Source organism: Providencia sp. wls1922 (genome assembly GCF_009706505.1).
GTDB classification, from domain to species: Bacteria; Pseudomonadota; Gammaproteobacteria; order Enterobacterales; family Enterobacteriaceae; genus Providencia; species Providencia lanzhouensis.
In genome coordinates this window covers 27,759-47,423 of sequence record NZ_WLUG01000033.1, presented here as the reverse complement: position 1 = coordinate 47,423, position 19,665 = coordinate 27,759, and the positions used below count along the sequence as shown (strand labels likewise).

Here is a 19,665-nt window from a genome sequence, read left to right as displayed (position 1 = left end):
GCGGGACCGACTTTGTTCGGTTAACGTAGTGAGTGGAAACACAATGGTTCAAGCTACTCTGTTATGCGTTGAGTAGTCTGGTGGGGGAGCGATCCCCCACATTTCTCTCTGATTGCGGGTTAGGTGATACAGGCACCCTTTTTCTATTTTTCTCATCGATAGATATTAGACAATTATTTTTAATTTCTTATTCAAATCATCTAATTAAGATTAATTATCTCAAAACTGAAAATTACCTTGAGTCATACTCTGTAAGATGAGTTATTTGACTTTATTTTTACCTGTTTTTTACTTAGGCTATGACATTGTTAGTTTATTAATCATACCAAGAGGAAGGTTCCAATGAAAAAGATCGCCGTTTTACGTTCTTTAGGTGTCATTGGATTGAGCTGGGCACTTTTTGCTTGTAGCTCATCATCTGATAGCGCCTTGAAAAAACAAGCTTCAGAAACTTGGGACAGCGCAGCTAAAACTGTTGAAATGGCGGGAAAAGATACAGGTAATGCCATCTCTAGTGGTGTGAAAAGCACCGATACCTATATTGATGATTCGTCCATTACTGCGGATATTAAAAGCAAACTCTTAGGTACCAGTGGGCTCCCAAGTAATAGTGTGTCGGTGAAAACTGTTCAGGGTGTGGTTTACCTCTCTGGTTTTCTTAAATCTAGCGAGCAGATAAATCAAGTTGTACAGATTGCATCGACCGCGAAAGGGGTAAAATCAGTACAGAATGGTTTAGTTCTGACGAACAAGTAATTTCTTTTAAATGGGCTTTCAGCCGAAAGCTCATTTTACTATTTGCTCTCCCTGAGAAAAGCGGTTTAATGAGAATCATTTAATTTAATCATATTTATAATGGGATTGATTAAATACACGTCAATATAGAGAAAGGGTTACTATGGGAAAGCATGTTCCAGTCACTTTAGGCACGATTGAGCCACTCGCGTTTTCTGATGAAATTAACGGAAGAAAAACTGCCCTTATCTGCGAAGGTGGCGGTCAGCGTGGTATTTTTACGGCCGGTGTATTGGATGAATTTCTGATAGAAAACTTTAACCCTTTTGATTTGATGATAGGGACGTCTGCGGGCGCCCAAAATTTATCCGCTTATATTTGTGGTCAAGCAGGATATGCCCGCCGAGTTATTACTCGCTATACCACAAATCTTAATTTTTTTAACCCGCTGAGGTTTATTCGTGGAGGAAACTTAATTGACCTTGATTGGTTGATTGAAACGACGGCTAAAGAGTTTCCACTTAATATGGATGCAGGGCTTGAATTATTAGATTCTGGTCGTGAATTCTATATGGGAGCCAGTCGTAGCGATGATTTTTCAGCAGCATTTTTACAGCCTGATGCGGATTCTTGGTTGGATATCATTCGTGCCTCTAGCGCCATTCCAGGATTTTATCGAACTGGCGTAGAGTTTAGCGGCGTGCGATACCACGATGGAGGAATAAGCGCAGCGATCCCTGTCGAGGAAGCTTATCGTCGTGGGGCTGATACGATAGTTGTGATCCGCACTGTACCTTCTCAAATGTACTTTACGCCTGAATGGGTAAAACGAATGACACGCTGGCTGGAAGGTGATAATTCGGCGCTGCAACGCATGGCGGCCATGTTAAAAGTTCACTTGAAGAGTTATCGAAAAACCCAGGAATTTATCGAAAATCCACCCGATGGCGTGCAGATTTTTGAAATATACCCACCAACACCACTGAAAAGCAGTGCTTTAGGCAGTAAAATTAGTGCCTTAAACCAAGATTACCATGTCGGACGACGCTGTGGGCGTTACTTTATTGCGGCATTAGCTCAACAGTTTGCGAGTAATGATGCTGATTTCGGTCGATTTTCTAAGAACTCGAATTCATTAGAGTTGATGCATATGGAAGATCAGCGAGAGTCTTTATTAGCAGGAAAAACAGTTGAGGCAGCAAGTGCTAGCGCCCTGCAAGGCAATCCTGCTCATGAGTGATAATATTCGATTTATTGACACCCACTGTCATTTTGATTTTCCCCCGTTCAGTGAGGCACTTACAGAAAGTCTAGAAACCGCGAAGCAAGGTGGAATTACGGATATTATTATTCCTGCGGTTAGTCAGGATAACTTTCAACGCATATGGAATTTAGCGCATGAGTATTCTCAACTCCATGCAGCAATGGGATTTCATCCTCTATATTTAAGTCAGTTTCAAGAATCACATTTTGAAAAACTGACGGATTTTCTGATGCGTAAAAGCCAGAAGTGCGTGGCGGTAGGAGAGATTGGGCTTGATCTCTATATGGAAGATCCTCAATTTGAAAGGCAGCAAATATTACTTCAACGCCAGTTGAAGCTAGCTAAGCAGTTTGACTTACCCGTTATTCTGCATTCACGAAAAACCCATGACCAGTTGGTTGCGATGTTACGTCGCTATGAAGTCCCCGCACGTGGTGTAGTGCATGGTTTTGCTGGCAGCCTTTCTCAAGCCGAAAGTTTTGTGAAACTGGGGTATTACATTGGTGTTGGCGGGACAATCACTTATGAGCGCGCGAATAAAACCCGCCAAGTTATGGCTCAACTCCCGCTAAGTTGTCTTGTGTTTGAAACCGATGCACCGGATATGCCTGTATCCGGTTTTCAAGGTGAGCCTAATCGGCCTGAGCGTATTCAATGGGTATTTCAATCTTTGTGTGAGCTGCGCCACGAATCTCCGGATGAAATAGCACAACAACTTTACAACAATAGCCGGACGTTATTTAATCTAATTTAGACTATAATTAGTCAATTAATAATTATTTCTTAAGTATTTTATGTAGTTATCCGAGTAAATCCATTCAGCTTTTTACCTCTTCGACTATCGCTTTAGTGCTTTTCCAGACTAAACTGATCTTCTATTGTGATTTTCGTCACAATATTTGAATTTATGTTACTTATTGCACTTTGGATTTGTGATGAATGTTGGGGGTTATTAATGATGACTGGTTATAATCATCGAACTAAGATTCGTGGAATCTTGCGAGTTTCTTTATACATTAACCTAGAATTAAGTGAACAGGGATACTTCCATGCAACTCATTTTGAGTATTGTTGGGATGGCGGTGCTTATTGCGATAGCCGTTCTCTTCTCCAGCAATCGTCGCGCAATTAGACTTCGTACAGTCGGCGGTGCTTTTTTAATCCAAGTCGCTATCGGCGCATTCGTTCTTTACTCCCCAGCGGGACGTAGCGTTTTACAAGGCATGTCCGACGGTGTTTCTAAAGTTATCGGTTACGGTCAAGATGGGATGAGCTTCATCTTTGGTGGTCTAGTTTCCGACAAAATGTTTGAATTATTTGGCGGCGGCGGCTTTATCTTTGCTTTCCGTGTATTGCCGATCATCGTCTTCTTCTCATCTCTGATTGCAGTCCTGTATTATCTCGGCATCATGCAACTGGTCATCAAAATTCTAGGTGGTGGTCTGCAAAAGGTACTGGGAACGTCAAGAACCGAATCACTGTCTGCAACCGCGAATATTTTCGTCGGTCAAACTGAAGCGCCTCTGGTTGTTCGTCCCTATATTTCTACCATGACTAACTCTGAGCTGTTTGCCATCATGTGTGGTGGTTTAGCGTCTGTAGCGGGTTCAGTATTAGCGGGTTATGCGCAAATGGGTGTTCCAATGGAATATCTGATTGCGGCATCCTTCATGGCGGCACCGGGTGGATTACTGTTTGCTAAGTTAATGGTTCCTGAAACTGAAGTTGCTAAAGATGATGTGGATGCTAAAGATTTAGTGGCAGAAGAAGATCGCCCAGCGAACATCATCGATGCAGCCGCATCTGGTGCAGCATCCGGTATGCAACTGGCTCTGAACGTGGGGGCAATGTTACTGGCGTTCATCGCATTAATTGCATTAATTAACGGTATTTTAAGTGGCGTGGGTGGCTGGTTTGACTATCCGCAATTATCCCTCGAATTATTACTAGGTTGGGTATTTGCCCCAATCGCATACCTGATTGGTGTGCCGTGGAGCGAAGCGACAATTGCCGGTTCTTTCATCGGGCAAAAAGTGGTTGTAAACGAATTCGTTGCTTTCATGAACTTCGGCGAATATATGAAAGCAGATGCGGATGTGATTGCGGCGGGCAAACAAGTTCTGTCTGATCACACTAAAGCGATTATTTCCTTCGCGCTGTGTGGTTTTGCGAATTTATCTTCTGTGGCAATTTTGCTGGGCGGCTTAGGTGGAATGGCACCAAATCGCCGTAGTGATGTGGCTCGTTTAGGTATGAAAGCTGTTATGGCGGGTACACTCTCTAACTTAATGAGTGCAACGATTGCTGGCTTCTTCTTAACATTAGCTGCAATGACCGCAATGTAATCCCCCTGTTTGTGTAGCGGAAAGGCGATTGGTCTTTCCGCTGTCATTTTCTTCTGCGATATTCTTTTTCTGGTTTTTATCGTAACTCTTACTTTTTCAACTATTCTTAACGTAATCAATTTAAGACGAGAAGGCTGCAGCCTGTATAATGGCTGACAAAGAGTGAGCAATTACCTATGAAATTGTGATATCGTTCACGAATATATATTTAATAATGTAACGTTCAGTCGATAAATGTGATTTGTAGCGCATAAAATACCCCAGTTACGTGGTCAAATAGGTAACAGTAAGTTGCCACGGAACTGATAGTTCATAGAGTCAACTGGCTCTAGGGCATCGTGCGGTGAGATGGATCTCAGCTGCTGAGTTTGGAAAACCTAACTAGCATCTTTATGGAACAAGCCCGCTCGCCAACAAAGAACGTATCGTTCTGAAAGAATTAACATCGTTGGAGAGTTATATGACTGATTTAAAAGCAGCAGCGCAACGCGCACTGACCCTGATGGATTTAACCACGTTAAATGACGACGACACTGACGCAAAAGTGATCGCCTTATGTCACCAGGCAAAAAGCCCAGCAGGTCACACCGCTGCTATCTGTATTTATCCTCGTTTTATTCCTATCGCACGTAAAACTTTACGTGAGCAAGGAACGCCAGATATCCGCATTGCAACCGTCACCAACTTCCCACATGGTAATGATGATATTGAGATTGCTTTAGCAGAAACTAAAGCTGCCATTGCTTATGGTGCGGATGAAGTTGACGTTGTATTCCCATACCGTGCACTGATGGCTGGTAATGAAAAAATCGGTTTCGATTTAGTGAAAGCATGTAAGGATGCTTGTGCGGCTGCAAATGTATTACTTAAAGTGATCATTGAAACTGGCGAACTAAAAGATGCCGCTTTAATCCGTAAAGCGTCTGAAATTTCAATTAATGCAGGTGCTGATTTTATTAAGACATCTACAGGTAAAGTGTCTGTGAATGCCACTTTAGAAAGCGCAGAAATCATGATGCAAGTCATTCATGATATGGGCGTTGCGAAAAGTGTTGGTTTCAAACCTGCTGGCGGCGTTCGTACCGCTGAAGAAGCAGCACAATATTTAGCCTTAGCAAGCAAAATCTTAGGCGATAACTGGGCTGATGCTCGCCATTTCCGTTTCGGCGCATCTAGCTTATTAGCGAATTTATTAAATACGCTGGGATTTGACGTTAAAAAATCTTCCAGCAGCTATTAATAATCGCAATTATTAGTGACATCAGACTGTTGCCCAATCTCACTTGGGCAACAGCCGTGACTATTTAGCCGAAGAATTCGATGTGAATTAAGGAGCCTATTGTGTTTCTCGCTCAAGAAATTATTCGTAAAAAACGTGACGGCAAACCATTAAGCGAAGAAGAGATCCGCTTCTTCATCAATGGTGTGCGTGATAACACGGTTTCTGAAGGTCAGATTGCAGCCCTAGCAATGACCATCTATTTCAATGATATGACAACCCCAGAACGTGTTGCGCTAACGCTAGCGATGCGTGACTCAGGTACCGTATTAAATTGGAAATCACTGAATCTTAATGGCCCACTCGTGGATAAACACTCCACCGGTGGCGTGGGTGACGTGACTTCACTCATGTTGGGACCTATGGTTGCTGCATGTGGTGGTTATGTTCCGATGATTTCCGGTCGCGGCTTAGGTCACACCGGTGGAACCCTTGATAAGCTCGAAGCTATCCCTGGGTTTGATATCTTCCCTGACGATGAGCGTTTCCGCGACATTATCAAAAATGTGGGCGTAGCGATTATTGGTCAAACCAACTCACTAGCGCCCGCTGACAAGCGTTTCTATGCGACTCGCGATATCACGGCGACTGTGGATTCTATTCCGCTTATCACCGCGTCTATCTTAGGTAAAAAATTAGCCGAAGGGTTAGATGCGTTAGTGATGGACGTTAAAGTGGGTTCTGGTGCATTTATGCCAACCTACGAAAAATCAGAGCAACTGGCTGAATCTATCGTGCAAGTCGCCAATGGAGCAGGCTGCAATACCACCGCATTATTAACTGACATGAACGAGGTACTGGCATCTAGCGCCGGTAATGCCGTTGAAGTCCGCGAAGCCGTGCAATTCTTGACGGGCGAATACCGTAACCCACGTTTGTTCGAAGTCACCATGGCGCTGTGTGTGGAGATGCTTGTTTCAGGTAAATTGGCGTCGGATCGTGACGATGCGCGTCAGAAATTACAAGCGGTGCTGGATAACGGTAAAGCGGCTGAAGTGTTTGGACGTATGGTCGCAGCACAAAAAGGGCCAAAAGATTTTGTTGAGAATTACAGCAAATATCTGCCAACAGCTGTCCTCAGTAAAGCCGTTTACGCGCCTCAAGCGGGCATTATCACACAAATGGACACACGAGCACTGGGTATGTCTGTGGTAACGTTAGGGGGTGGTCGTCGTAAAGCTTCAGATTCTATCGATTACAGCGTTGGTTTAAGTGATATCGCAGCATTAGGTAGCAAAGTTGATACCCAAACTCCACTTGCGATCATTCATGCCAATAGCGAAAAATCATGGGAAGAGGCGGCGAAAGAAGTTCGCGCTGCTATGATTATTGGGGATAAAGCCCCAGAAGCGACACCAATGGTCTATCGTCAAATTAGTGAATAAACCGATATCCGCATCTTTCACAGAAGGGTGCGGGTTAGATGACGCGATGAACAGATAAGCTGTATCGCAGGAGAATAAATATGAAACGCACATTTATCATGGTACTGGATTCCTTCGGGATCGGCGCTGCAGGTGATGCCCACAAATTCGGCGACGAAGGTTCGAACACTCTGGGTCATATCGCAGAAGCTTGTGCTCGCGGGGAAGCAGACAAAGGTCGTAAAGGTCCATTACACCTGCCGAACTTAACAAAATTAGGTTTAGGAAAAGCAGGGGAAGAATCAAGCGGAAAATTCCCTGCGGGTCTGGATCCAAATGCAGAAATTATCGGTGCATATGGTTATGCAAGCGAGTTATCTTCAGGTAAAGACACACCGTCTGGTCACTGGGAAATTGCGGGCGTTCCTGTTCTATTCGATTGGGGCTATTTCGAAAAACACGAAAACAGTTTCCCACAAGAATTGCTGGATACACTGGTAGAAAAAGCCAACTTACCGGGTTACTTAGGTAACTGCCATTCATCGGGTACGGTCATTCTGGACCAATTGGGTGAAGAGCACATGAAAACTGGCAAGCCAATTTTCTATACCTCTGCGGACTCTGTATTCCAAATCGCGTGCCATGAAGAGACTTACGGCTTAGACAAATTGTATGAGCTGTGTGAAATTGCCCGTGAAGAGTTAACCAAAGGTGGTTACAACATCGGTCGTGTCATTGCGCGTCCATTTGTTGGCGACAAAGCGGGTCACTTTGAGCGTACGGGGAACCGTCATGACTTAGCGGTAGAGCCACCAGCGCCAACCGTTCTGCAAAAATTAGTGGAAGAAAAACAAGGTGAAGTGGTATCTATCGGTAAAATTGCCGATATCTACGCACACGTTGGTATCACCAAAAAAATCAAAGCAACAGGTATTAATGCTCTGTTTGACGCAACCTTAGAAGAGATGAAAATCGCGGGTGATGACACCATCGTTTTCACTAACTTTGTAGATTTTGACTCTGCATACGGTCACCGTCGTGATGTTGCTGGTTATGCCGCAGCATTAGAGTTATTCGATAGCCGCTTACCTGAAATGCTGAAACTGGTTAAAGAAGACGACATTCTGATCTTAACCGCTGACCATGGCTGCGACCCAACTTGGCCAGGCACAGACCACACTCGTGAACACATCCCAGTGCTGGTTTACGGACCAAAAGTTAAACCTGGTTCTTTAGGTCACCGTGAAACGTTCGCGGATATTGGCCAGACAGTCGCGAATTATTTTGATTTATCACCGATGGAATACGGTAAGCCGATGTTTTAAGCTTGCGACAGGGTGATTTGAAAATAAGGCAGGAAACTGCCTTATTTATTGTGCACAATTTTAATGATTAAAAGGGAATACGAATGGCTACTCCACATATTAATGCAGAAATGGGTGATTTCGCAGACGTCGTACTGATGCCAGGTGACCCACTGCGCGCGAAGTACATTGCAGAAACTTTCCTTCAAGATGTTCGCCAAGTGAATAACGTACGCGGTATGCTAGGTTTCACAGGGACTTATAAAGGTCGTAAAATTTCCGTTATGGGTCATGGAATGGGTATTCCTTCATGCTCCATCTATGCAAAAGAGTTGATCACTGATTTTGGCGTTAAAACGCTGATCCGTGTTGGTTCATGTGGCGCAGTCATGGATGACGTGAAACTGCGTGACGTGGTTATCGGTATGGGCGCATGCACAGACTCTAAAGTGAACCGTCAGCGTTTCAAAGACCATGATTTTGCGGCAATTGCAGATTATGACTTAGTGCATAACGCTGTTGAAGCGGCAAAAGCGCGTAACGTAAACGTTCGTGTTGGTAACCTGTTCTCTGCGGATCTGTTCTATTCTCCAGATCCAGACATGTTTAAAGTGATGGAAAAATACGGCATCCTTGGTGTGGAAATGGAAGCTGCTGGTATCTACGGTGTGGCTGCTGAGTTTGGTGCCCGCGCACTGACTATTTGTACCGTTTCTGATCACATCAAAACTGGCGAACAAACAACCTCAGAAGAGCGTCAAACCACGTTCAATGAAATGATTGAAATTGCACTGGATTCAGTTCTGTTAGGCGATAAATAATCGTTGATTAGCGCTCTAATTTGAATACAAAAATGCCACTTTAAACGTGGCATTTTTGATTTATAAATCTGCTTAAATTTTTGATTTAATTCGACTCATCACAATAGCATCCACATACTCACCATCACGAAAAGCATAATCGCGTAAAATCCCCTCTTGCTTGAAGCCAAATTTCTCATATAGACCCAAGCCGCTACCATTAGAGGCAAAGACTTCTAATTCAATGCGGTGAACATTCAGCCAATTGTCACAATAATCCACCATAACTTGCATTAATTTCGAACCAATTCCTTTGCCTTGATAAGCCTGACTCACGGTAATACCGAAACTCGCCACATGTCGGCGGCGTATTTGAGCTGGTTGATGCACGACAAGTAACCCAACCACTGCGTTATCGAGTGTGGCGACAAATTGAGTCACCAGCGGATCGTTGGCTCCCAGTCGTGCTTCCCAGGTTTTTTCAGTGGGATAAGGCAATTGCAAAGTGTTGGCATAAGCGGAGTAATCCGCGTGCATTTGTGTGATAGCGTGGACATCGTCCAAGGTGGCTCTACGTATTATTACGTTGTTCACAAATTTTTCCTTTTATTATCGTTTTTTAGAAGAATATTAATCACATTAAAAGCAATGTATGTCAACGAAGTAAATGATTTATCTCCTTGGATTAATATAAGAAATATTAATTTTTATATGGGAAATATATAAGTGGCGATATTTGATATCGTTGAGGAAATTAAAAAAATATTATTATTTTTATTTTATGTCATTAAAATTAAGGAAGTGAGTATGTCTCTTATTGAACATAGTTCAGTTAAAAACAACAACAATATTTCCCTGGAAAAGTCGATAAATTATGATATTCAGAAAAATCCTGGGTTCAAAAATGCATTGAATGCAAAGATTGGATGCTTTATTTTATCTATTAAAAATAATCTTGATTCAATCAGTGAAATGGTTTTCCGTAAAAAAATAATTAGAAGCTATCATTCAGTTATTGAAGCCATTGAATTTAAGTCAGCGAATAATGATATTTCAGAAAAATCACTAAGAAAAATAGAGCATAAAATCACGGAAATTTACAAGAAAAAATCTTTCCTAGATTGTAAGGGAGTTAATGAAGCAATCATATCTAAAACGAGAGAAGCTAATAAACCTGTACGTGATAAAATTAGCGATATGCTTAATCGTAAATTTGGAATTGATATTTATTATAATAAAGAACATCCTAGTACTGAAATGAATTTAGCTGAAAACAAAAAATATATTCTCGATAAAAATATTAATATTATTCCTTCGATTGAGAAAGTTGATGAGGAAAACAGTAATAAAAATAACCCTTTCGTTTTTGAAAATAAAATCAAGGGAATAACTGATGAATATTTTAATTTACAAGAGACCCATGGGGATATAATTAATGGATTAGATTTTCACGATGCTACTATAGTTAGGAAAAATTTAAGTAAATAATTTTAATAAAGTAATTTTACCATTCTCAATAGAGCTTGTTTCTTAATTAAGACCAAGGATAAGCTCTTTTTTAAAGCTAAACTAGTTTATACAAAAAGGAATATATATGAGAATTTTTCAAACTAAACTGCAAGATTCTATATTAATGAATTATTCATTAAGCGATATGGTAAGGGAAATAGTCAAAAACCCAACAATTTTCAGAGGGAGAAAATATATTATCATCAATGAAATAAAAAAAGTTAACAATAATAGTTCGGATGGTGGAAAAGAAATAAGTGAGGCATGGGACATTGCTAAGAAGAATGGGTGTAAGGAAGCGAAAAGAAAAGCTGAAAAGTATTTTCATAAAGCCTTAAAGGTTGTGAGTATTATGAAAAATGAATGTGTAAAGGCGAATTTAAAATCAGAACCGAAAAGCGAAAATTCACCAGATAAACTTACTGAAGCCTCTCCTTCTGGCGAGAAAAAAGTAAAATCACACCCTGTGTTGGAAAAAATTGAGAGAACGCTTACTCAATTATCAGCAGAGGTAAAAAATAAGCTTGATTTAAATAAGCTAAAAGAAATAAATGAAAATAAAGAGAGCTTAGAGGAAAAAAAAACGTACTATAGTGATTATGATAAGTTTATCGATAATTTAAAAAACGGAGAGAGCTTATCCAAAAACGATTTGAGCTATATAAAAATGTTGATGAGCTATATTATATCGAAAAAAACTATTGATGAAAAAGATAAGGTAAGAGTAGAATTAGATAATCTTTTCAAGATTATTATTAACGCATTAAATCATGATGTTGATAAACAGAAAATAGTTCATAGAGTTTTTAAAGAGCAGCGCTTCATTTCTATATATAACGCATCCTGTCGAGTTGAAACTTGTGCAGTAGTCTATTTACTTGAGAAACAAGGATTCCCTAGAGAAATAATCAAGAAAATCAAAGATTATATTATTGATTATTCTTATAAATACCTCTGTAAACTTAAAATAAATGAGCCTGAGTATGAACAGTTCATTAAAAATATAAAGAAACATTCGGATTTTGAGGTTTTTAAGGGAGTTGAAAGTATTGAAAAAATCCATTTAATCAAAGGTATTCTTTCCGAAAATGAATTTACCAGCGAGAATAGAAAGTTTTTAACGGAGCTGAGCCATGATGTAAAAGATGGGCGCATTATTGAATTTATCAAAGAGAAAATGAATTCGGGTATTGAATTATTACAATCTGAATATAATGCCAAACGCGACGAAGAAAAAATCGTATATGATAAGTACATTAAAGAGAAAAATGAAGTTATAGAGACTGGTATTAATAGAGTTAAATCAATGTTAGTAATGAAATCCATATCTAAAAATATTGTGGGTGCTGTGTTTGAAATTATTAATAAAAAAAGAAGTAGCACGGAGGTAGATGTTTTTTCCTCTAAAATTGACTTAATTATCGATATTCTTCAGTGTAAGAGAGTCAAGGCCAACAAAATTGCTAACGATATTGAACACTATCTGAATATTTCAACAGATGAATTACGAGCAGAGGTTGAAATGGCAAAATCCAAGAAACCATCATTCAAAGAGCGCTTTTATTCATTATTTAATGACTTAAATAATCGGGTGTTAAACTTCATTTATAATGTAAGACATGCATTTAAATAAGGGTGTGGCTAATGTGGCTACAAAAATCAACCGCTTGATAAATTAAGCGGTTGATTTTTTGCTGCCGATCTTATGGCGTCATCATAAATACTTTCTGATTTTGACCTAAGTATTTACTAGCTAATTGATTTATCTGTGGGAGTGTTAAGGATTCAATCACCGCACGTTCTTGCGTGAGGCGCTGATATTGCCCATCATCCGCCGCAACTTGCGCGAGGGCTTCAGTCCAATAGCTAGAGCTATCCGTGACTTGCGCATTTTCAGTGAGCCAAATATTTTTGGCTTCCGTTAACTCTTTTTCCGTTACGCCCGTTTGGCGCAGCTGCGCAACGGTATTGTGTGCCAACTTCACCATCTCTGAAGCTCGTTCAGGCGCGGTGGTGAAATTTAAGCGTCCGGTATAATAGGGTTGTGGTTTCTTCGCTAACATTTGCGAGAAGCTAAGGGCATAAATACCGCTGGCTTTTTCACGCAATTCGCTACGCAGGCGCTGGCTAACAATGGTATCAATCAGTTGCAGAGCCAGCTGATCTTGCTGAGACCACTGGGCAGGTGCAGCAAATTGAATGCTGATCATGCTCTTATCGCTGCTACTGATCGGATACTGCTGATTAAAGCTCGTCATCTTCGGCATGATCCCTTGGTTGCGCCATGCCAGTTTGCTATCATGGGTAGGTAGCGTCGCAATCCACTGCTCCAATAATGGTTTCAGTTCGCGGGCATTCATCGCACCAGTGATCACCAATGTCATATCTGATGTGGAGGAGAGTAATTGACGGTTGGCTTGTTGAAGCTGCTGAGCGGTAAAGGTTTTCCAAGCGCCTTCAGGGGAGATCACCAGCAGCTCACCATGTTGGTAACTTTGCTGATTAATATGGTCAAGGAAGGTGCGCTCTACAGGCATTTTCGATAAGTTCAGTGCGAAAGCCTGCTTTTGCTGCTCGAGTTTCTCTCCACTAAATTGCGGTGCAGTCAGTTTTAAATTCAGTAATTGCAACGCCGTTTCAAGATTATCTACCGGGGTTTTACCGCGATAACCGTGGTTGAGTAATTCGCTATAAGGGCGAACGCTGACCTGATTTTGTTTCGCCAACAATGCTAAGTCGCGGGCGCTGTAATTGCCATAACCGCTGCTTTCTGGCAGCTTCATTGCCCAGTCGGTTAAGCCTGCGGTTTGCAGGGTTTCAAGGGAACGTCCACCCGGTAGCTGTAAGTTAAACTGAATATCATCTTTAAGATTTTTATCCGTTTTAACAATCACTTTAATGCCATTACTGAGTGTCCACTGTTCCGTTTTTTCGATAGGTAGTGACGTCTGCTCGGTAATTGTGCCTTTTGCTACGACAGGTAATTTCAGGCTAATGGCTTGCGAGCGTAGTGTGAACGATCCCGGCTGTGTTTGGCGAATACGTTGCCACTGTTCACTGAAGGTTTGTTTGTTCACCGCCTTTTCATCGGTATCAGGGCCAATCAGCGCTAAGCGTGGGGATGCCACCTGTAAAAGGTTAGCCACATGGCGTTGTAAATCTTGAGGCTGGATATTTTTGGTTAATTGGTAGCTATTATCCAACTGCTGGCGTTTGTTCCACATCGGCATCTCATATTCGAGTGCGGTGGTCAGTTGCCCTGCTAAGTATTCATTACTGTAACGCTGCTCGGAACCGGCTTGTTGACTGAGTTTCTTCAGCATGCCTTGTTTAGCGCTATCCAGCTCTTGCTGCGTCACAGGCTCGGTCGCTAGGCGTTGTAGCTCAGTAAACAAAATTTCGGTTGCACCCGCATAATCATTACCTTTTGGATGGATAATCATGAGCTGCTGAAGGCGTTGGTTATCTAGCATTGCTCCTTGTTCATTAATACTAATCGACGGCAAAATACCATTATCGACCATCACGGAAAAACGCTGATTCAAGATGGTTAACCATAAATTATCCATCAGATCGTCAGTTTGACCTTGGCGAGTATTCAGCGGCGCGGAGACATTTTTTTGCAGTGAAAACTGAACGTAGCGCGCACCTTGTTCTTTATCAAAGACCCCTTGAACAAGCATATTGTTGGAATCGGTAAAGCGCTTCCATTCTGGAGAGTCTTGGGAAATTTTTTCCGGCTTTGGTAACGCAAACAACGTTTTTACTTCATCACGTACTGTTGATGCGCTGAAGTCCCCAATAACCAATAAGCTCATGCGCTGAGGCTGATACCACGTTTTGTAGTAGGCTTTGGCTTGTTCAATAGGGGCTTGGCGAACCACATCAAGAGAGCCAATAGGATTGCGCTCTGCGTAGCGGCTACCGTGGTAACGTAATTTCTCGAGGCTGTCATTAATGCGATAGCCCATGCCTTGGCGTAAACGCCACTCTTCAATAATGACGGGGCGCTCTTTTTCAAATGCTTCTGCATCGAAGGTCATATTCGCCGCCCAATCCGCCATCACTTGTAATCCTGTGCTGACTTGCGCTGGCGTGGCATTTGGCAAGGATAATTTATATAGGGTGCTGTTGATGCTGGTGATCGCATTGACGTGGCTACCGAGTTTCAGCCCTTGTTGTTCTAATTGCTTAAAGCCAGTGGTACCCGGAAAATGTTGGGTGCCTTTAAACGCCATATGCTCAGTGAAGTGAGCTAAACCGAGTTGCTGCTCGGTTTCTTGCAATGAACCTGCATTGACCAGTAAACGCAGCTCGACCCCGGGTTGATTGCGCTGAAGCAGATAAACTTGCAGCCCATTATCGAGTTGATAATGTTGCAGATCTTGGCGTACTGGCAGCAATGTTTGCTCGCCAGATTGTCGAGGTGCGCCGTTAACACAGCCGCCTAAAAGTGCGGTAATGACGGCGACCAAGGTAATTTTACGAAGCATATTCTGGGGCTCCTGTCATAAATGGGGTATTTCGCGTTGTTTCAGATAAACGCAGATGCTTGTCAGCTAATTGGTCAATAAAGCCTTGGTGGCTAACCAAAATGATGCTGCTGGCGGGAAGCTGGGCTTTCAGCATGTTCAGTAAAGCGAGTGCACTTGGCTCATCAAGAGCGGAGGTCATTTCATCCAATAGCATTAACTTAGGTCGATTCAGAAGCAGTCGCGCAAACATAATGCGCTGCTGTTCCCCGCCAGAAAGTCGGTTGTTCCAATCGGTTTCCAAAGCCAGTTGTGAATGAAGTTTTTCCAGCCCAACAAGGGTTAGCGCATATTTCAGATCCGACGCTGCAAATTGGCTGGCATCTTGTGGGTAAGCCAATAAATTATCTAAACGACTTATTGGTAAATAAAGGCGCTGCGGGATCCACATTAAGTTATCCGTACGCGTAATTTTGCCGTCAAAAAATGGCCAATGACCGCTTAATGTGCGCAGTAACGTGGATTTACCAATACCCGAACGGCCGGAGATCAACATCAGCTCACCGCTGTTGATGCTAAGAGAGACGGTGCTCAGTAGTGGGCGATGATCTGCCGTAAACAGGCTCAAGTTTGCCGTTAATGGTACGCTATCTTCGTTGATAGTGGCCTCTGGGGTTTTATCGTTTTCCAATAACACCACGAAGTTATACAGACGCGCGACGGTGGCTTGCCATGCGGCAATCTCTTTATAGGCAAAAATAAACCAGCCCAATGAAGTTGCAACACTGGTGAAAGCTTGGCGTAGCTGCATTAATCCACCCAGCATAATCTCACCCGCTAAAAACTTAGGTAATGCGAGTAACACAGGGGCGAGAGCGGTCACTTGCTGATAGCCAACGGTATAAAACGATAAATTACGTTCACAGCGAATTAACTGATTCCAGTTACGGATAATTTCACTAAAGCGGGCCATCAGCTCTTTGCGGTCTTGTGGCTCACCCCGTTGCCCTGCGATAGCGTCCCCATGTTGGCGGCAATTGATTAACGAGCTACGGTAATCTGCTTCACGGCGCTGTTTATCCATATGCAGGCGGCGCAGTGGGAAACCAATGAGCTGGGTTAGCGCGATGCCGATGATGGTGTAAATAATACAGGCCCAGAACATATAGCCCGGAATGGTCCAATCGCTGTCGGCGAAATTAAATGAAAGGCTTCCTGAAAGGGTCCACAAAATCGCGGCAAAGGAGATCAATGTCAGCATTGAGTGCAGGAAGGTGACTAACAGATTCAGTGTGGATTCAATCAGTAAGCGAATATCTTCCGCAATACGTTGGTCTGGGTTATCTGGCTCTTGGGAGGCGAGCCTCAGCATATAGTGCTTACTGTTGCCCGAAAGCCAGCGACCAAGTACTTGCTCGGTCATGCCTTTACGCCAACGGATAATTAGCATCTGCTTGAGGTAGGTGCCCATCACCACCACAAAAATCAGCCCACTGACTAAAATCACAAAGTATTGCAGCAGCCCATACAGTGCTTGTCCGTCTAGCTTTTGCAGGGCGTTATAGAAATCCCCGTTCCACATGTTCATTTTGACATTGAACCAGACGGAAGAAAGGGTAAGCCCTAACGAGGCAAACAGCAGCACCCAGCACAAAAGGGCAGCACGCTGCCCCCAAAAAGGTTTAACTAAATAGAGAAATTGTTTAATGGTCTTCATGACTCGATTTCTTAGGTTATGTGTTTGACATTGCTCACGGCTATCACTTAGAGATCGTAATTCACTTGTAGCCAGAACTGACGACCCGGATCATAAGATTTGATCGTGCGGTCATCGAACATAAAGCGGTCTGCAATATTTTTATTATTCAGTACGTTATTTACTTCAACCGAGAACCCAAAGCCGTAAGCAAAGTCAGGTTTCCAGCCTAGGCGGGTATCCCATGTGTATTTGCTCGCAAAGTTTTGCTTGGTGTATTTGCGTAACTGACCATATTCAGGATCGGTGTAGTAAGCGTTGTCATAACGAACCGCTTGGTCACGAGAACCCCACCATTGAAGTCGGTTGTACCATGTGACGTCATACTCATCCCAAACACTGGTCATCTCTAGGTTAAGCTTAATCGGCGAGTTAAAGCTGGTGGATGGCAGTTTTGATGAATCAATCACTTTGCCGTCGTACCACACTTTGTTGAGGTTAACTTTGTTACCTGGATCGAATGAGTTATAGCCAGAGTCTTTTGGTGTATTACTTTCGCTTTGCTGCCATGTGAACGAGGCGGTCATGACATGTGATGCCTCTGCCCATTCCCACGGTTGGCTATTGTTGACGGATAATGTCACGGTATCGTGAGAACTGCGCCCACCGTTGTCGTACATACGAATGCTACGTTTATTGGCATCGCGACTGTCGTATTTGGTGCGGGTACGCACTTCGTCATAGCCTTCACGATGAACATACTGTAAGCGCCAAGTGGTCGATAAAATTTCTTGTTGTAGCGCGAGGGTTAGCTCATCGTTATAAGGGGTTTTAAGAGAATCGATCCCTTCGTAGTCACGGGCGTCATCCCAATCATTTTTATTAGGATCAACATCGCACATAAAGGTGCAGTTCTGCATTCCCGCATTCTGCGCACCATAAAGGGCATAAGTCAGCATTGAGCGACCGTAATAACGGTTTGCCCCTGCAATTAGTAGGGTTTGCTTATCGCCAAATAGGTCATAGGTGCCTGAAAGACGAGGGGCAACGTTAGTACGATTAACAAAGTCATCGCGATCAAGGCGAACGCCGGGACGTAAGGTTAATTTGCCATATTGCAGATTATCATCGAGGAAGATAGCGTAATTGGTGTAATCAGCCGAGTGAGTGCCAGCTTGGAATCGCGTGATATTTTGTGCCGCGCCAACCCATTGGAGATCATCCGCATTGCCCACAAAACGGTAACGATAATAGTCTTTATCACGCTTATAGGTACCTTTGGTATACGCAATTTCGGAGCCCAGTGTTGGCTGGTGGGTTATTCCGAGTCCATCTACCATTGAGTTTAAACGCATTACTGCTTTTGCAGAATGCATTCTTTGCTCTGTGGTTAAGTCACCTTGACCACCACTGCGTAAGGATTGTGGGTTTTTCCAATCGCTATAATCCAGCAGCTCCACATAATCTTTCTGATCATTTTTACGATCATCTTTGAGATCTTGTGTGCTGGCGGTTAACTCTAATTTTCCGATATCAAATTCATGTTTGAATACACCAGTAAACCCAAGACCATCATGAGTGCTGTCATAGCCTGAGTTTAATACTGAGCTAGCGAATAGATAGCTATCGTATTTTGCATAGTTTACAGAAAGGTCAACAGAGTCCCGTGGAGTCAAATCCATCGTATATTTCAGGAAAAAGTTATCGGAATCACGACGCTGTTTTCTGGTGCCTTCTGCGGAATAAATTTCTTCTAGTTCACCGCTACCATTGAGTGTCACTCCCGTTCCACCCGTCACCGTCATCGGAATCGTCGAACTACGGCGAGATGCGGAGAACACCACACCTGAGTTTTCTGTCACACCCAATTCAAACCAGCCACCAAAATCATTTTTATCGTAACGATCTTGGAAACGAGCAGGGTTGGCAGTGTCATTTTTGGCGGTATCAATGGGCTGGCTCGGATCGTTGAACAGATTATTCCAGCCAGAACGGGTTAAGCGGTAGTAAGCGTGAGCGCTATTTTCCCCTTGCCAACGACGACTGTTTACCTCAACGGTTCCTCCCGTAAAGCCACCGAATTCCACAGGGATGTTGTTATCATAAACGGCCATGCTATCAATCAAGCGACTGTCGATGTAAATCCCTTGGTCGCTGCTACTCAGTCGTGTGGCGGTTTCACCTAAGCCACTGTCGGCAGGGTCAAAGTCATTGTTGAAGCTCACGCCATCAAGGCGATAGGCATTTTGGTAGCTACTGGAACCATGAATAGAAATACGCGAAGGCTTAATTTCCCCTTGGTTCATGGAGTTGCTATCGTTATTCGCAAACTGCACGGCAGGGTTGGTTTTCATTAAATCGGTAATATTGCCGTCACCAGTATTTTTTTGGCTGATTTCTTCTGAGGTGACGTATTGCGGTGCAGACATGACGTCCATGGCAGGATGATTTTGTACCACGCCCGACACTTGAGTTTCAGGTAAAACTAACGTGCCTTGGTTTAAATTTTGAGGACGAATAACCAGCATGCCGTTTTCGTTAATCAGCTCTAACCCGCTACCAATAAGAATTTTTTGTAATGCGGTTTGTGGGGTATAGCTGCCAGAAAGGGCGGGTGCGCGTAGCCCGTTGAGCTGGCTTTTGTCATACAGCAGTGAAACTTGACCTTGGCGACTGATTTGATCAATAGCGCTCGCAAGACCTTGTTCGGGTAACGAGAAAGTAATTTCTTGGGCGATAGCAGATTGGCTGACTAAAGCACTGGTGACCGCCAGTGACAGCGCAATCGGCTTGAATCGACCGAGTGTGAATTGAATTGCCATGGATATCCCTTATTCTTAAGCTGCACGAAAAATGTGCTAAAAAGTCATCAATAAAATGAAGCTACTTAAGAAGAG

The 19,665-nt window shown here is 42.9% G+C and carries 14 protein-coding genes; 10 read left to right on the top strand and 4 right to left on the bottom strand.

Going from position 1 to position 19,665, the window contains the following annotated elements; all coding sequences use genetic code 11:
• The first annotated feature begins 342 nt into the window (after nt 1–342).
• The 8 genes from GKR71_RS02120 (at nt 343) to deoD (ending at nt 9,112) form a co-directional block, all read left to right on the top strand.
• Nucleotides 343–756 (top strand): BON domain-containing protein, encoded by a 414-nt coding sequence (locus tag GKR71_RS02120; protein ID WP_036950212.1) that lies wholly within the window; start codon nt 343–345, stop codon nt 754–756.
• A gap of 142 nt (nt 757–898) precedes the next feature.
• Nucleotides 899–1,975, top strand: a complete 1,077-nt coding sequence (locus tag GKR71_RS02115) for a patatin-like phospholipase family protein (RefSeq protein ID WP_036950214.1) — start codon at nt 899–901, stop codon at nt 1,973–1,975.
• Nucleotides 1,968–2,753 (top strand): TatD family hydrolase, encoded by a 786-nt coding sequence (locus tag GKR71_RS02110; protein ID WP_108479207.1) that lies wholly within the window; start codon nt 1,968–1,970, stop codon nt 2,751–2,753. Before GKR71_RS02115 ends, GKR71_RS02110 begins: the two co-directional genes overlap by 8 nt.
• Before the next feature lie 295 nt (nt 2,754–3,048).
• Nucleotides 3,049–4,344: a NupC/NupG family nucleoside CNT transporter gene (locus tag GKR71_RS02105; protein WP_036950218.1), complete on the top strand. Its 1,296-nt coding sequence runs from the start codon at nt 3,049–3,051 to the stop codon at nt 4,342–4,344.
• A gap of 460 nt (nt 4,345–4,804) precedes the next feature.
• The gene (gene deoC / locus GKR71_RS02100) at nt 4,805–5,584 is read left to right on the top strand and encodes a deoxyribose-phosphate aldolase (RefSeq protein ID WP_154633889.1); all 780 of its coding nucleotides are present in this window, start codon (nt 4,805–4,807) and stop codon (nt 5,582–5,584) included.
• Nucleotides 5,585–5,685: 101 nt separating this feature from the next.
• On the top strand, nt 5,686–7,008 hold the full coding sequence (gene deoA / locus GKR71_RS02095; RefSeq protein ID WP_036950222.1) for a thymidine phosphorylase: 1,323 nt from the start codon (nt 5,686–5,688) through the stop codon (nt 7,006–7,008).
• Nucleotides 7,009–7,088: 80 nt separating this feature from the next.
• Nucleotides 7,089–8,312 carry a phosphopentomutase gene (gene deoB / locus GKR71_RS02090; protein ID WP_036950225.1) on the top strand — a complete coding sequence of 408 codons (1,224 nt, stop codon included), beginning with the start codon at nt 7,089–7,091 and terminating at the stop codon, nt 8,310–8,312.
• Between the two features lie 83 nt (nt 8,313–8,395).
• Nucleotides 8,396–9,112: a purine-nucleoside phosphorylase gene (deoD, locus tag GKR71_RS02085; protein ID WP_006657106.1), complete on the top strand. Its 717-nt coding sequence runs from the start codon at nt 8,396–8,398 to the stop codon at nt 9,110–9,112.
• Nucleotides 9,113–9,184: 72 nt separating this feature from the next.
• Here the strand turns inward: deoD and GKR71_RS02080 are convergent, their stop codons facing one another.
• Entirely contained in the window at nt 9,185–9,685 is a 501-nt protein-coding gene (locus GKR71_RS02080) for a GNAT family N-acetyltransferase (RefSeq protein WP_036950229.1), read from the bottom strand.
• Nucleotides 9,686–9,817: 132 nt separating this feature from the next.
• On the opposite strand from GKR71_RS02080, the gene GKR71_RS02075 reads away from it, so the two are divergent.
• The gene (locus tag GKR71_RS02075) at nt 9,818–10,579 is read left to right on the top strand and encodes a hypothetical protein (RefSeq protein WP_154633888.1); all 762 of its coding nucleotides are present in this window, start codon (nt 9,818–9,820) and stop codon (nt 10,577–10,579) included.
• Between the two features lie 106 nt (nt 10,580–10,685).
• The gene (locus tag GKR71_RS02070; protein ID WP_154633887.1) at nt 10,686–12,233 is read left to right on the top strand and encodes a hypothetical protein; all 1,548 of its coding nucleotides are present in this window, start codon (nt 10,686–10,688) and stop codon (nt 12,231–12,233) included.
• A 70-nt stretch (nt 12,234–12,303) separates the two neighbouring features.
• Here the strand turns inward: GKR71_RS02070 and GKR71_RS02065 are convergent, their stop codons facing one another.
• Genes GKR71_RS02065 through GKR71_RS02055 form a run of 3 tightly spaced genes read right to left on the bottom strand, consistent with a single transcriptional unit; the run spans nt 12,304 to nt 19,590 of the window.
• Nucleotides 12,304–15,093 carry a M16 family metallopeptidase gene (locus tag GKR71_RS02065; protein ID WP_154633886.1) on the bottom strand — a complete coding sequence of 930 codons (2,790 nt, stop codon included), beginning with the start codon at nt 15,091–15,093 and terminating at the stop codon, nt 12,304–12,306.
• Entirely contained in the window at nt 15,083–16,789 is a 1,707-nt protein-coding gene (locus GKR71_RS02060; RefSeq protein WP_154633885.1) for an ABC transporter ATP-binding protein/permease, read from the bottom strand. Before GKR71_RS02060 ends, GKR71_RS02065 begins: the two co-directional genes overlap by 11 nt.
• 47 nt (nt 16,790–16,836) lie before the next feature.
• Nucleotides 16,837–19,590, bottom strand: a complete 2,754-nt coding sequence (locus tag GKR71_RS02055; RefSeq protein ID WP_154633884.1) for a secretin and TonB N-terminal domain-containing protein — start codon at nt 19,588–19,590, stop codon at nt 16,837–16,839.
• Between the last annotated feature and the right edge of the window lie 75 nt (nt 19,591–19,665).

Excerpts from the sequence above, each read along its gene's own strand:
- GKR71_RS02120 (WP_036950212.1), top strand. The coding sequence starts at position 343 with ATGAAAAAGATCGCCGTTTTACGTTCTTTAGGTGTCATTGGATTGAGC.
- GKR71_RS02115 (WP_036950214.1), top strand. The coding sequence starts at position 899 with ATGGGAAAGCATGTTCCAGTCACTTTAGGCACGATTGAGCCACTCGCG.
- GKR71_RS02110 (WP_108479207.1), top strand. The coding sequence starts at position 1,968 with ATGAGTGATAATATTCGATTTATTGACACCCACTGTCATTTTGATTTT.
- GKR71_RS02105 (WP_036950218.1), top strand. The coding sequence starts at position 3,049 with ATGCAACTCATTTTGAGTATTGTTGGGATGGCGGTGCTTATTGCGATA.
- deoC (WP_154633889.1), top strand. The coding sequence starts at position 4,805 with ATGACTGATTTAAAAGCAGCAGCGCAACGCGCACTGACCCTGATGGAT.
- deoB (WP_036950225.1), top strand. The coding sequence starts at position 7,089 with ATGAAACGCACATTTATCATGGTACTGGATTCCTTCGGGATCGGCGCT.
- deoD (WP_006657106.1), top strand. The coding sequence starts at position 8,396 with ATGGCTACTCCACATATTAATGCAGAAATGGGTGATTTCGCAGACGTC.
- GKR71_RS02070 (WP_154633887.1), top strand. The coding sequence starts at position 10,686 with ATGAGAATTTTTCAAACTAAACTGCAAGATTCTATATTAATGAATTAT.
- GKR71_RS02065 (WP_154633886.1), bottom strand. The coding sequence starts at position 15,093 with ATGCTTCGTAAAATTACCTTGGTCGCCGTCATTACCGCACTTTTAGGC.
- GKR71_RS02060 (WP_154633885.1), bottom strand. The coding sequence starts at position 16,789 with ATGAAGACCATTAAACAATTTCTCTATTTAGTTAAACCTTTTTGGGGG.
- GKR71_RS02055 (WP_154633884.1), bottom strand. The coding sequence starts at position 19,590 with ATGGCAATTCAATTCACACTCGGTCGATTCAAGCCGATTGCGCTGTCA.